Origin of the sequence: Aliagarivorans taiwanensis DSM 22990, from assembly GCF_000429505.1 — a bacterium.
Taxonomy (GTDB): Bacteria; Pseudomonadota; Gammaproteobacteria; order Enterobacterales; family Celerinatantimonadaceae; genus Aliagarivorans; species Aliagarivorans taiwanensis.
Map to the genome: position 1 here is coordinate 235,911 of NZ_AUBZ01000001.1, position 13,337 is coordinate 249,247.

General features: G+C 54.1%; 16 protein-coding genes. 2 read left to right on the top strand and 14 right to left on the bottom strand.

Annotation, left to right across the window (positions count from 1 at the left end):
* Positions 1-35: 35 nt before the first annotated feature.
* The 3 genes from G462_RS21335 to G462_RS0101105 all read right to left on the bottom strand — a co-directional run bounded on the left by G462_RS21335 (position 36) and on the right by G462_RS0101105 (position 2,467).
* Positions 36-1,277, bottom strand: coding sequence for a methyl-accepting chemotaxis protein (locus G462_RS21335; protein WP_157378524.1), 1,242 nt, complete (start codon positions 1,275-1,277; stop codon positions 36-38).
* 11 nt (positions 1,278-1,288) lie between these two features.
* Complete coding sequence (locus G462_RS23720; protein WP_051326432.1) at positions 1,289-1,930, bottom strand: cache domain-containing protein; 642 nt, start codon at positions 1,928-1,930, stop codon at positions 1,289-1,291.
* A 207-nt stretch (positions 1,931-2,137) separates the two neighbouring features.
* On the bottom strand, positions 2,138-2,467 hold the full coding sequence (locus G462_RS0101105) for a nuclear transport factor 2 family protein (protein WP_035476262.1): 330 nt from the start codon (positions 2,465-2,467) through the stop codon (positions 2,138-2,140).
* Between the two features lie 234 nt (positions 2,468-2,701).
* On the opposite strand from G462_RS0101105, the gene G462_RS0101110 reads away from it, so the two are divergent.
* Positions 2,702-3,526 carry a 23S rRNA (adenine(2030)-N(6))-methyltransferase RlmJ gene (locus tag G462_RS0101110; RefSeq protein ID WP_026957351.1) on the top strand — a complete coding sequence of 275 codons (825 nt, stop codon included), beginning with the start codon at positions 2,702-2,704 and terminating at the stop codon, positions 3,524-3,526.
* A 17-nt stretch (positions 3,527-3,543) separates the two neighbouring features.
* Here the strand turns inward: G462_RS0101110 and G462_RS21340 are convergent, their stop codons facing one another.
* The 10 genes from G462_RS21340 to G462_RS21350 form a co-directional block, all read right to left on the bottom strand.
* Positions 3,544-4,113: an HNH endonuclease family protein gene (locus G462_RS21340; protein ID WP_245579506.1), complete on the bottom strand. Its 570-nt coding sequence runs from the start codon at positions 4,111-4,113 to the stop codon at positions 3,544-3,546.
* Between the two features lie 352 nt (positions 4,114-4,465).
* Positions 4,466-4,894 carry a nickel/cobalt transporter gene (locus G462_RS0101120; protein ID WP_245579512.1) on the bottom strand — a complete coding sequence of 143 codons (429 nt, stop codon included), beginning with the start codon at positions 4,892-4,894 and terminating at the stop codon, positions 4,466-4,468.
* 18 nt (positions 4,895-4,912) lie between these two features.
* Positions 4,913-5,500 carry a nickel/cobalt transporter gene (locus tag G462_RS0101125; RefSeq protein ID WP_026957353.1) on the bottom strand — a complete coding sequence of 196 codons (588 nt, stop codon included), beginning with the start codon at positions 5,498-5,500 and terminating at the stop codon, positions 4,913-4,915.
* Positions 5,487-6,158 carry a DUF1007 family protein gene (locus tag G462_RS21345; protein ID WP_051326433.1) on the bottom strand — a complete coding sequence of 224 codons (672 nt, stop codon included), beginning with the start codon at positions 6,156-6,158 and terminating at the stop codon, positions 5,487-5,489. The genes G462_RS0101125 and G462_RS21345 overlap by 14 nt, the downstream gene beginning before the upstream one ends.
* Positions 6,159-6,172: 14 nt before the next feature.
* The gene (locus G462_RS0101135; protein ID WP_026957354.1) at positions 6,173-7,249 is read right to left on the bottom strand and encodes a metal ABC transporter solute-binding protein, Zn/Mn family; all 1,077 of its coding nucleotides are present in this window, start codon (positions 7,247-7,249) and stop codon (positions 6,173-6,175) included.
* Complete coding sequence (locus G462_RS0101140) at positions 7,249-8,151, bottom strand: metal ABC transporter permease (protein ID WP_035476267.1); 903 nt, start codon at positions 8,149-8,151, stop codon at positions 7,249-7,251. Before G462_RS0101140 ends, G462_RS0101135 begins: the two co-directional genes overlap by 1 nt.
* On the bottom strand, positions 8,144-8,899 hold the full coding sequence (locus tag G462_RS0101145) for a metal ABC transporter ATP-binding protein (RefSeq protein ID WP_026957356.1): 756 nt from the start codon (positions 8,897-8,899) through the stop codon (positions 8,144-8,146). The genes G462_RS0101140 and G462_RS0101145 overlap by 8 nt, the downstream gene beginning before the upstream one ends.
* Before the next feature lie 227 nt (positions 8,900-9,126).
* A complete protein-coding gene (locus tag G462_RS0101155) occupies positions 9,127-10,461 on the bottom strand; it encodes a dihydroorotase (RefSeq protein ID WP_035476269.1) in 1,335 nt (444 codons plus the stop codon).
* Between the two features lie 308 nt (positions 10,462-10,769).
* Complete coding sequence (locus G462_RS0101160) at positions 10,770-11,327, bottom strand: zf-TFIIB domain-containing protein (RefSeq protein ID WP_026957358.1); 558 nt, start codon at positions 11,325-11,327, stop codon at positions 10,770-10,772.
* A gap of 291 nt (positions 11,328-11,618) precedes the next feature.
* Complete coding sequence (locus G462_RS21350) at positions 11,619-12,023, bottom strand: Lrp/AsnC family transcriptional regulator (protein WP_211234170.1); 405 nt, start codon at positions 12,021-12,023, stop codon at positions 11,619-11,621.
* 131 nt (positions 12,024-12,154) lie between these two features.
* Here G462_RS21350 and G462_RS0101170 point away from each other — a divergent pair, with 131 nt between their 5' ends.
* Positions 12,155-12,769: a LysE family translocator gene (locus G462_RS0101170; RefSeq protein ID WP_026957359.1), complete on the top strand. Its 615-nt coding sequence runs from the start codon at positions 12,155-12,157 to the stop codon at positions 12,767-12,769.
* On the opposite strand, the gene G462_RS0101175 is transcribed toward G462_RS0101170, so the two are convergent.
* Positions 12,766-13,314 (bottom strand): redoxin domain-containing protein, encoded by a 549-nt coding sequence (locus G462_RS0101175; protein ID WP_026957360.1) that lies wholly within the window; start codon positions 13,312-13,314, stop codon positions 12,766-12,768. The genes G462_RS0101170 and G462_RS0101175 overlap by 4 nt on opposite strands.
* Positions 13,315-13,337: the final 23 nt, after the last annotated feature.

A 13,337-nucleotide genomic window follows, 5' to 3' on the forward strand; every position in this document is an offset into this window, starting at 1 on the left:
GCGATATTGCAGGCCCTTTCTGGTTGTTAGCACGGCTACAACTTAAACACTTCCACCGACTGATTCAGATCCCCCGCCACCTCAGACAAGCGCCCGGCTAGCTCAGTATTACCTTGGGCATTCTCGAAGGTGTTCTTGGCGTGGTCGTTAATCTCAACAATGCTCACGTTGATCTCACTGGCTACATTGGTTTGTTGCTCAGCAGCGGTGGCGATCTGGCTGTTCATCGATTGGATCACCTGTACCGCTTCTTGGATCGCAGTCAGCGCCTCGTTGGCCACAGCAGAACGCTCAGCGGTGCTTTGCGCGCTCTGTACATTACCCCCCATTAAGCTCACCGATTTTTTCGCCTCGCCCTGCAAGCGGGTGATCATCTCTTGAATCTCATTGGTGCTCTCTTTGGTGCGATTAGCCAAGCTGCGCACCTCATCGGCAAGCACCGCAAAACCACGGCCTTGCTCGCCAGCACGGGCGGCCTCAATCGCTGCGTTGAGCGCCAGCAGGTTGGTCTGCTCGGAGATGCCATCAATCACATCGAGGATACTGCCAATGCTCAGGGTGGATTGCTCGAGGCTGTTGATCACCCCCTGCACTTCTTCCACCCCTTGCAGCAGCTCATTGAGCTGGGCATTCATCGAAGTCACCACCTCCATGCCGTCCTTGGAGCGATGACTCACATCATCAACTACGCTCGAAGCCTCCAACGCATTACGCGCCACCTCTTCCACCGTCACCGTCACCTGGTGCATCGCGGTGGAGGTTTGCTCGAGTTGCTGCATCTGCTCCTCCGAGCTTGCCGACACCTCGCCAGAGGAGGTTGCCATCGCCTGCGATGAGCTGGCCACGTCTTCGGCAGAGCGATTGATGCTGGTAATGGTTGCCCGCAGATTCTCCACCATCTGCAGCATTGCCGCGTATACCCCGGTCTCTTTGCCAGTGCCGGGTTCTAGCTGCAGGTCGCCTTTGGCGACTCGTCGCACCATCGCTTCAATCTCTGTCGGCTCGCCACCAATCGGCAGGTACATGATGCGGGTAATCAGCAGGTAGGTACCAACCAGGCTCAAGCCAATTACGACTAGTGAAAGCAATACCGTCGTCAAGGCATTGTCGGTGGAGGCCTCGGTGATTTCGTCCCACTTATCCCACGACCACACAGTCCACTTTAGGCTGGGGATGCGCTGGGAAACCACAAAGTACTCGTCGCCTTCATGGCTATAGCTGTGTTCACTGGAAGGTGCTGAGTTATATGGCTGGTAAGAGGGATAAGAATCAAACAAGCTCTCACCGATCAGCTCAGGTATTGCCGAAGCCAGCAAGAAGCCAGCAAGAAGCCATCCTCACGTGTGACCCATAGCTGAAGGTCATCGGATAGACCATCCACAAATCGGGTAATGTCTTCAAGGCCAAGGTTCATACTCAGGATGCCGACAATCTTGCCTTGCCGTTTCACCGGCACCGCCATCGCCATCACAATGTTCTTGCTGGCACTTAAATAGGGCGTGGTGATGATATAGGCTTCATCGTTTAGCCCGCGCCGATACCACTCTCGGTTCAGCGCTTTGGCGTTAAAATCTGGGATAAAGCCGCCGTTATTGGCTGCGAATGTGGCCCCGGACTCCAGCCCAACATAAGAGTTCAACACCTTGTTGGTCTCTTTCAAGGAGAGCAGCAGACGTAGCAACTCTTTCTCATCCGTGATGCCCGAAGCGTCAACCGGTAGCTCTTCCGACACTGTTTTAAGCGAGTCGAAGTAGCGTTCCATTTTTTGCTCTAGTGCGTGGGTAATCAACTTGGAGCTACTCTCGAGCTGTAAGGTGTAGGCGCTAACCGACGCCGAACGAAAGTTAATATAACTGGTCACCGATATCAGCAAAATGCTGATGACAAAAAGCGCTGCGATGCAGCTAATTATTTTGGCCTTGGCTGACATGTGTTTCTCCCTGTTTCCCTGTCGCAAGCAGCCCCCTTGTTACTGTTGTTCTTGGGGGGATGGACCTAAGCCTAGTAAACGAAGGAGAAATGTGGGGAGAATTGCAGCGAGCAGCGCGCCCTTTTGAGAGCGTGTTGGCAAGTTCGCAGGGGCTTAAGCCAAGTGAGGCAGCTACGCCGTAATCAAGGTGCTGTGGGCGACCAGCACTTACCAACGCCCGTTGAGCTCAACCCAAACGCGAGAGAAGCTAAAGCGCCCATTGGCTTGCTCACCATCAAACATACCGCTTATCTGCGCGGTCACCACCACCACAGCAGCCTGCTGGATGGGGCTGATCTGCATCGCTTCCAGCTCGATACTGTGGAATAGAAACAGCCGCTGGCGATGAAAATCCAGCTCTTGCAACTTATCCATACGTTGCCCGAGATGGTTGGTGAACACCAAGTCATCGGCCAACAGCTGGCTGAGCTCGGTGGTATCGGAGTAGAGCATGGCCAAACGTAAACGCTCTTCAAGCGCCTCAATCAACGGGATCATCAACTCACACCTTCTGTGGGCAAAGAGATGACTGCTGGCTCGACAACACAACTGATACCCAGTAGCCACTGATAGTTATCATATTAATATGTGCAGCTAGGCACTACCACTGAAAGTTTGCCATTCTGCTGTATCCACCATTGGATTGCCCCGGAGATAGCCCTCTCGGCAAAACAGTCGACACCAGCGCCGCGGGTGGTAAAATTGCCCGCCTCACTTCCAGACGAGCCTGTCATGCTAAGTTATCAACACGAATATCACGCCGGAAACCACGCCGATGTCCTAAAACACTGGCTGCTTATCGAGTGCGTTCAGCACCTACAGAAAAAAGATAAGCCCTTTGATTACATCGATACCCATGCCGGCGCTGGCTTGTATGACCTGAACTCCAAGGAAGCGCGCAAAACCGGCGAGAGCGATCACGGCGTGAACAAGTTCGACTTAGCCGAGCAACCCGGCCTGGAAGCCTACCACCAACTGGTGAGTGAGCACTTGGGTCAGCAGCGCTACCCCGGCTCGCCCATGCTAGTCAAACAGCAACTACGCCAAGGCGACCGCGCCTGGCTGTTTGAGATGCACCCGCAAACCATCACCAAGCTGGAGCAAAGCTGCGCCAAGCGCCGCTCGTGCATGGTCCACAAAGAAGATGGCTTTAAAGGCCTGCTGCGCCTGCTGCCCACCCCGAGCCGTCGTCCACTGGTACTGATAGATCCCTCTTACGAGATCAAGTCCGACTACCAAACCGTGGTCAAGGTGATGTCGCAAGCCTACAAAAAGTCCCCGCAAGCGATGCTGCTGCTGTGGTATCCCATGGTGCATCGCGCCACCATCGACCAACTGGAGCGTGATATTCAGGACAGCAATATGCGTGATGTGCACCTGTTTGAGCTGGCAGTGGACGAAGACCATCAACAAGGCATGACCGCATCCGGCATCATTGCGGTGAACCCGCCGTGGACCTTAGCCGAGCGCTTCAAGCAAGTGATGCCTGCCGTATCAGAGCAGCTGGCAGTGGATGGAGTATCGCGCTGTCGTTATGAGCGACTGACTGCTGAATAAACGCCTTTAGCGGAGCACTACTCCGCCAACGCCAAAGCTTCACCACAGGCTTGCAGCATTCTTGAGATAATACGCCGCTCTGCAGGTACATACTCGAGCTGGTACTTGTCCACAATACTGTCGAACACGCTAAGGTACTCACAGCGATAGTCATGCGCTGGCGGCATCCACTCATCCGGTCCTTTGTCGCCTTTTTGGCGATTGAGTGAGGCGGAAACTGGCAGCAGGTTGTCCCAATCGTTGGCAAACTCAGCCTTTTGCTCGCGGCTCCAGCGCCAGGCGCCGCGTCCGTGGGCCCAGCTCAGTGGCACGATATGGTCAATATCGATATCACTGGCCGCATAGAGCTTCTCCCCTGAATACACGCCCTGCCATTTACCGCCATCAACCACACACTCGCGCTCGTCCCGGTAGCTGACCGGCTTCACCGACATAGCAACCAAGAGCTCGGCGCGGGTATTGCGGCAATCACCGTTGCGGTCCAGCCAATGGGGGTAATCACGGCGATTATAAGGCGTGCTGTAGAGCCGCCCTTCCTGCTCTGCTTCAGCGATAGCTTGAGCGGGGGCGGCGGCATTCTTCGGCAACCTACCACCGCTTTGTAAGCAGGCCGCTAAGCAGTCAAAGGCGGTGAAATTCTTGGTGCGCAGATAGCTCGGTGAGCTTTGCTCGTGGCAGATCCCGGAACGGCTAAGCTTTACCGGGGAAGCGTGAGCTGAAGGAAATAAAACTGGAGAAAAGAAAACTGAATAAGCGGAGACAATCAGTAGCAGGGGGAGAGCAATAGCCTTAAAACGCGGTAACACACTAACATCACAAGCAAAAATCGATTGGGGCCATTACAGCACATAAGCCCCCGAATGAGAACGGCGACAAGCTCTCATCATCAACCTGCCACCATCAACAACGCCGCGACGCTAGCGGACCAAGGTAGATGAGCTAGCGGGCAAAGATAGGCGAGTTCACCGGTGACACCATCACCGCTGGCTGGCTAAACATCAGCAGGCCCATTGCCCCAAGCAGCAGCGCAAAACTCAGAGTAAGCGTTAAAAACAGGTAGCGGCCAAACGCAGAGTCGCTACCCATATACCGGCGCAGCACACTACCACCGAAGCGGGCAAATAGCGCGAGGAAGGCCACCGCTGTGGCAGTGCCCAGCCCCATAGCGAACGCGCTCACTATTCCCAGCCAGAAATAGCCCAAGACCTGAGAGAACACCAACACCATCAAGGCGCCGCTACACGGGCGCATACCAATACTCACAACGATTGAAGCATAGTCTTTCAGGCGACTCGCTTTAGCCACCTGCTCGCTATCAGCCACATGCTTGTGCCCACAGGAACACACTGCCGAATGCTGATGTGCCACCGGTTTCAAGGAAAACGCTTAGCCTCCTTCGACAACCAAGCTAGATATCTTCTTCACCTTAAGGGTTGGCGCGCTGCTTTTAAACGCCTTCAGGCCATTCCAGGCAATACGCACCGCCAGCAAACTCATCAGCGCATAGCTGATGCGAATAAGATGTTGCGATTGCTCCGTCATCTCGGTGGTACTGCTGGCCAGCACCAACATACACACCGTTACCATCGTAATAGCGACTGCGGCTTGCATCAGCGAAGCCGCCAGCGATAGGCCTACCGTTGTGGCAAGCTTGGTGGGATGGGTGGCAAGATAGCCGGAGATGATCACCTTGCCATGGCCCGGTCCAATGGCATGCATAACCCCGTAAACGTAGCTGGCGGTGGCCGCATAGTAGGCCGTCTTCCAAGGATGCAAATGCACTTGGCTAAACAACTGGCTGATTTCGCGGTTGAGCTGCATCTGCAGTAGCTTCGACTGGAACAGCAGCTGCGGGAAGTAATGCCAAAGCGCCGCACACAATGCGCCAAACACCAGCATAGACACAGCGAGCCCCCGCCACGCTTTGGGGGCACGCAAACGCGCAAACTTCAGGTTGGAATCAGAGTAAATCACAGCGAACCTCACCGTGCTGGGTAAACATCTCGCCCAGACTGTCGTCGGGGTCGGCATCGGCAGGCAGTGACAAGGCGTAGTTTATCAGCTCTTGGCTGGGTGTTGGCTCGATGATATCCACCTCGCACAGCCCTTGTAGCTCAATCGACAGATCCAAGTCCATCTCCCCCCGCCAGCTCATATCGATAAAGTAGCTGGGATCATAGACACGCAGTGAAAGGCTCTGCTCCGACAACGATACCGGCTCAGCCAGCGGCAGATAGAAGCTAAAGCTGACCACCCGCCCCTGCAAGCTCACCCGCGGCTGGCTCCCCTCGCCAAATGCGACTAACTGTTCGCCCTGCTTTAGCTTGGAGAAGTAGTGGTGATAGTGAATGTTGCTGAGTATATGAGCTGCCATATTATCGAGGGTTTGCTGACGCTGCGGCTCGTCAAGGTCCTTTCCATCGAGCATGAACACCGATGTCATCGGGTCGAACTGCCAGATATAGGAGATACCGGTGAGTTGACCATCTTTACCCACCAACAGGGTTTTTACATCAATCCAAGAGTGCGGATGGGCTAGCGCCGTGCCGCTCAAGCTCGCTATCATGCTCACAACAGCGGCCACGACTCTCAGGCCAAACATACATCGCTGGCTATCACCAAACCACTTCATCACTATCCTTTACACTAATCCAAGGCTTGTACAATCGTTGAGATATTGTGGGTCATCATCTCAACATAACTGCCCGCCCCTTCCGCCGGCGCAGACAAGGCATCTGAGTAGAGCTTACCGCCCACCTTAGCGCCGGTTTCTCGAGCAATTTGCTCAATTAAGCGAGGACTGGAGACATTCTCTACAAACACCGCCTGTATACCTTGCTCGCGGATTTGACGAATGATCTTCGCGACGGTTTCAGCAGAGGCCTCTGACTCGGTGCTTAAGCCCTGAGGAGCGGTAAAGTCGAGCTGGTAAGCCTGCCCGAGATAGGCAAAGGCATCGTGGGAGGTAATCACTCGGCGCTGGTCGTCGGCCAGCGTCGCTACTTGCTGCTGTAGTTGCCGCTCCAATGCATCCAACTCAGCAAGGTAGGCTTGGCTATTTTGGCGATAGTAATCAGCGTTACTGGGGTCAGCCGCAATCAAGCCATCGCGAATATTGGCAACATATAGCTTGGCATTGGCGACACTATGCCAAGCATGGGGATCGTAACGGCCGTGATGATGATGGCCGCCTTCCTCTTGATGATCGTCATGATGCTCTTCATCGAGGCCTTGGTGCTCATCGCTATGCTTAGCATGAGTGTCCTCATGATGGTCATCGTGCTCGTCAGCGTGATGCTCGTCTTTGTCGTGGTGTTCATCATCATGCTGGTCTTCACCATCGTGATGTTCATCCTTATCGTCGTGATGCTCACCGTGCTCGGTGTCTATCAAGTCAACGCCACGGGTTGCTTCGACCAGCAATCCATCGAATTCCGTCGACTCAACAAAACGCTCCATCCAACCCTCGAAGCCTTGACCGTTGACGATCAACACGTCAGCCTGCGCAACCAGCCTGCCGTCCATGGGCGAGGGCTGAAACATATGGGTATCGCCATTGGCAGCGACCAAGTTCGACAGCGCGATCTTGTCACCGCCCACATGGCGAGCAAAGTCTTCCAGCACACTGAAACTTGTCACCACCTTAATCGGCTCTGCCCCCAGCGGTGCGGCCGCGCCGAGTAACAAGGCCAGCGCCCCATAAATCGTTGAACGTTTACCCATTAGATAACCTCCCTGTTATTTGAATTTGAAAGCGAAGCCGCGCTGGGGCGGCGCAGTATTCCGCGCAGTGGCCCCAATAGCACCGACAATACATACCCCACCGCCAAGGCCAGCACGATGCTCGGACTGGTTGCCAAACCAAAATAAAACGACAGCAATAAGCCAAGCCAACAGGCACTGGCAGCAATAATGGTTGCCGCCACTAAAAGGCTGCCCAAATGCTTAAACCAGAAACGTGCGATGCAGGCGGGCAATATCATCAAGCCCACCGCCATTAAGGTTCCGAGGGCATGAAAGCCGGCCACCAGGTTGGCCACCACCAACACCAAGAAAACAAAGTGAGCCAGTTTGCCCATTCCACCAAAGCTACTGAGATACTCGCTATCGAGACACTCGAGCACCAACGCGCGGTAGACAACGGTCAGCAGGCACAAGCTTGCCAAGCTGGTCACCAGCAGCAGGGTTAAAGCGGTATTGTCGAGTGCTAAGGCGGTGCCAAACAGCACATGCAGCAGGTCAACGTTACTGCCCTTGGCGGAGATCAGCAGGACCCCAAGCGCCAGAGAGCCCAAGTAAAACGCCGCCAGCGTACTGTCTTCACTGTTGTTGGTTTGCCGCGCGGTTGCCCCTGCCAGTAAGGCCACCAGCAGACCCGCAGCCAGCCCGCCAAGTGTCATCGCAACCGCTGACAAGCCATACAGCAAGTAGGCTAAGGCCGCTCCGGGCAAGATCGCATGGGCCATCGCGTCGCCGGTCAGGCTCATTCGGCGCAGCATTAAAAATACCCCAACCGGCGCAGCACCAAGTGATAGCACCGCGCAGCCAAACAGCGCCCGACGCATAAACTGGAACTCAACGAATGGGTCAAAAAGTAAGGAGAAAAGATTAAACAACTCAGGCATAACGACTGGCAGGCTCTTTTTCGATGGGCACAGGCTTGAGGTGACTCGACGTTTCTCCCCACGCTTGAGCAATGTTATCAGCCACCAGCACCTCACGACTCGGCCCCAAGGCAATGGCTTCACCGCTTAGCAATAAACAGCGCTCAAAGTGGCTGCGGACAATCTCTAAATCATGGATGGCTGCGACCACCGTACAGCCTCGGCGCTGCAGGCTAGCGAGCTCATCGAGCAATAGGCTAACGGTAGCCTCATCGACGCCATTAAAGGGTTCATCTAGCAGCATCAACTTGGACTGCTGAAGCATGGTGCGGGCAAACAATACCCGTTGGAACTGACCGCCAGAGAGTTGGTCGAGCATACTATCGGCCAGATCGGCAATATTGAGTTTCTCCAGCACCGCATTCACTTGCAGCCGATGCGAGCAGCGAAAGCCTCGCCAAAGGCCAAGCTGGTTCCACAGGCCAGTGCTAACAAATTGGCGCACATTCACCGGGAAACTGCGGTCGACCATGCTGGCTTGCGGCAGATAGGCGATATCACGCCTTGGGTTGAGCGAGTAGTCGAGCTGGCCTGCTAGCGGCTTCATCGCGCCACGCAGCACATTCAGCAAGGTCGACTTACCCGCCCCGTTGGGCCCAACCAGTGCAAGGCTCTGGCCCTTGGCTAGCGCAAAGCTCACTTGGCTGAGTATCGGCTGGGCCGGATCGTAACCCAATGCCAACTCAGTGACAGCGGCAACCTTAGTCACTACTGCAGCACACCGTTTGCGCAAAACAGCAACAACGCGGCAATTCCAAGTAAGACCAAACAACGGCCACCCAAGCCCAAATAGTAAAACCCCATGCCGCTCCCTTATACAAAATGTTACAACATATCATCAAACGATACGTTCAAAGTGAAAAAACATCAAGCTAAAGTAAATGATTACCATTATCACTTAGTGAGATTTTATTCTTTGCAACCGCGCGCGTTTAACTAACGATCAAAACGCAAGCGCATTACCTCTGGTCGCGCACCTACCGTCTGCCCATCAAAGACTTGCTGGCCATTCACCCAGGTTGATTCGATACGCGCGCCAAAGGTCACGCCATCAAATGGCGACCAGCCACAGTGATAGAGGCTGTTCTCGTGGGTAACGTGGGTTGAGGACTCACAATCAACCAGTACCAAATCAGCAAAGAACCCTTCGCGGAGAAAGCCACGCTCGGCGACCGCAAAACGCAGTGCCGGATTGTGCGAAACTTTCTCAACCACTTGCGGCAGGCTCATACGCCCCTGCTTTACATGCTCCAGCAAGCTGAGTAAGGCATGTTGCACCAGCGGCAAACCAGCCGGCGCCTTGTCATAATCCACCTGCTTTTCATCCCAGGTATGCGGCGCGTGATCGGTGGCGATAATGTCGATTTGGCCGCTATGTAGCGCCTTAATCAAGGTATCGCGATCGCTGGGGTACTTCACCGCGGGGTTGCACTTAATCAGATTGCCGCGATCGGTGTAGTCTTGATTGCTAAACCACAGATGATGCACACAGGCTTCAGCGGTGATGTGCTTGCCCGCAATGGGGCCGGCGCTGAACAAGCTCAGCTCCTTCTCAGTGGTAATGTGCAGCACGTGCAACTGGCTGCCATGGCGCTTGGCTAAGTCAACCGCATAGGACGAGGAGGCATAACAGGCTTCGGCATCGCGCAAACGCGGGTGATCGTCGATGGTGAAGATGCTCTTTTGCTTGAGTAACTCAGTACGATTGCGGCTAATTACCGGACCACTTTCGCAGTGGGTGACAATCAGTACCGGCGATTCACGGAAGATATCGTCCAGCGCCTGCGGCGCTTCCACCAACAGATCGCCCGTCGATGCCCCCATAAACACCTTCACGCCGCAGTGCTTGGTGGGGTCGAGTCGCTTTATCTGCTCTAGGTTGTCTTCGGTGGCTCCCAAGTAGAAGCCATAGTTGCCGTAGGCGCTGTTCGCGGCAATCGCGTACTTTGCCTCCAGCGCTTCAATAGTAGTCGTAACGGGGCTCACATTGGGCATCTCCATAAAGCTGGTGATACCGCCCGCGACGGCTGCGCGCGACTCACTGGCAATATTGCCCTTGTGGGTGAGCCCCGGCTCACGAAAGTGCACTTGATCGTCAATCATACCGGGAAGCAGGTAACGGCCACCGCCTTCAATTACCGTGTCATTGGCTTGCGGCGTAATCTCGCGCTCAATGCGCTCGATTCGTTGGCCACTAATCCGAAGATCTCCCTCGCTGATCTTACCTTCGTTCACGATTCGGACGTTCTTAATCACGGTAGCCGCAGCCATAAGCCTGTTCTCCTGTATCTAATCTTGCCAGCTATATTGAGTGCCATTCGCTCACCATCGGTCTGACAAACCTAAGGCGATAAAACAATATGTTACAACGTATCATTTAGAACCTATGCTAACCCATTACGTGTTGGATGTGCAGCGTAAAGCCGCGCATCTTTGATGATTGTCAGTAACCAGGTCGGCGTTGGGACGACGTGATGAATGAGGAGAGTCGATAGAGGGAAAGAGAGTTGCCGCGTAGACCACAAGAAGTGCAAGCAGGGCAGGATGCCGGTGGACTAGCGCCACACCGGCTTATTTTGCTATCGCTCTGCTGAATAGGGATCTTCAGCGAGGATATAAGCGCGCAAATCAGCGCGTTGTGGTTGGCTCTCCAGCCAGGTTCTGATTGCTTTAACCTTGGCGTAGGTCTCGTCACCAAACTTATCGTTATAGATATCACTGAAGCTTTGCTTAGCGCTCTGCTCTTTAATCTGATTCTGCCACTGCTTGGTCACCAGCGCGTTTAGCGAACCGGCCAGGCCTTCAGATTTCAGCAGCTCCCATTCGCCACTGTCCAACCAGATACCGCCTACGGCAGCGCTGTAGTCAACACGGTGTTCGTTGGTGGATGAGATACGGAATTTGCGCATGATGGCGCCAGATACCGGACAAATCAGCGCTTTCTTAGTGTCGGAGGCTTCATCTGACTCAAAGGCAATGTTCTCAGCAAACACGTAATCGGCGTTACGCTCTTTCCAGGCCACAAAGTCCTCGATCAGAATCCAATTGCCGCCACAATGTGTACACGTATGGGCTCTGAACTGGCCCTCAATAAAACAAGGCGTCAAGTCTCCTTGCTTACAGCTAGTGCACTTCATACTACCCTCTCCAACTCGTTAAAAATTCTTATTCATGCGTTTGGCGAGCGCTCAGCGATTGTGCTGACGCGGGCCATCTTCGCGATACGGGCCAAGATTAACACTATCGATTTTTCTTATCTATCAGACGCTTAAAAGCTATATATTTTGGTGAGGGTGGTGATGTTTTGGTGATGTGCGCCACTACTTAAACCAGCCAGATGCCAATCCTCAAGCCCTACTCCAAGGGGAGCGTTTGCTGGCTCTTTATCTCTTTCACCGAGATGCTGGAGTGAAGCGCGCTCACCCCTTTTACCCGACGCAACTGGTGAATGCGGTCGTAGTACTCATCCAAATCCCGGGCGATGACACCTGAACGATATAATCCGCCCCACCAGCAGTGCAATGGCACATCGGTATCCACTCGGTAGCTGCCACAAAGGCCTCAAACGCATCGGTACTCTCTACCTCGTGGCTACTTAAGGTCACCTGCGTAAAGCCCACCATAGTAAAGCCCAGCTTCTTGCGATTGAGCACCGCAGAGTACTCACTGATATAGCCCTCGTCTTCCAGGCGCTTCCAGCGGCGCCAGCAGGGTGTTTCGCTCAGATTTACCTTCTCGGAAAGCTTGCTGTTGCTAATTCGCCCTTCAGCTTGGATATGTTTGAGCATGGTAATGTCGGTATCATCCAACTTCGCTTGAGCATTTTCCTTCATATATAAATCCATATTTAAAAGATTCCTTCCTCACAAGGTCTAATCATAATGCAAAAGGCAACGTTCTTTCAGGGTAATTGCATAGACTATCCAGATTAACTCTGTAAATGGTCTGCTTAGGGAAGAACGCTATGGATACACAACTTGTCATCGCTTTTTTGGTGTTCGCCTTTTCGATGTGTATTACCCCCGGGGCGGGAAACGTTGCCTTGTTGGGGATTGCCAATCGCTACGGCTTCTCTGGCGCGATTCCCTTTGTTGTTGGCACCAGCTTAGGGGTACTGCTGGTGTTTGCCGGCACCAGCGCCGGGCTGCTCGGTGTGCTGACGCGCTACCCCGCACTCTTTCTGACACTTAAGTACGTAGGCGCCGCTTACTTACTGTATATGGCATGGGGTATCAGTCGCTTTCAAAACGATGCTGGCGCAGATGCAAGTGCAGATGCAGAATCGAGCTCCGGCTCAGGCATGCTATCGGGCGCGTTGCTGCAGATCCTCAACCCCAAAGCTTGGATAGCAGCGATGACAGTGTTCACCCAGTTCAGCAATCCGAACTACAGCCTGCTACAACAGGCAGTGGTGGTGTGCTTAGCGTTTACGCTGGTGACACTGCTCTGCACGTCGGTCTGGGCACTGTGCGGGTCACTACTGATGCGCCTGCTGCAGTCCCCACGGCAGGTGCGTCGAGTAAGCCAAGGCCTGGGGCTGACCTTGGCGATAACGGTGGTGTTTATGCTGGCCAACTAGGCCAAGTTGTAGTCCAAGGTGCCGCGGATTGGATAGTGATTATCGGGGTCGCGGATCCACGCTAGGCCGCGACTCAAGGCACCTAACTCTGGACGTACGAAGGGATTGTTCGAGATATCCACCACATGCAGCTTGCCGAACTCGTTCACCACAAACAGTCCCGGCTCGGCAAAGTTATGGTCGGTCTCTTGTTCAGAGCGAGGTAACGATATGTACACGCCCAAGGTTTTCATCTGCTCTTCGCTTAAGCCATAAGCAATTGGGAAACTGACCTCTAACTTCTCCAGGTGGGTTTCGAGCTGCGCCTTGGAATCAGCCGATACAGCTAAAATGTCGACCCCGGCATCGGCAAAGGCCTGCTTGTAGCCTTCTAGCTCGTTGAGGTATTTGGTGCACAACGGGCAGTGCTTACCGCGATACACAAACACCGCTTGCCAGGTGGCATCACCCTGCGGCTTGCCCAGTACCACCTCGTTGTCATCAAGCAGCACCGCACTGATATGTGGAAAGTCATCGCCTGCTTTTAACTTGTTCGAATACGCCATGTTTACTCCGTGGATTGTTGAAC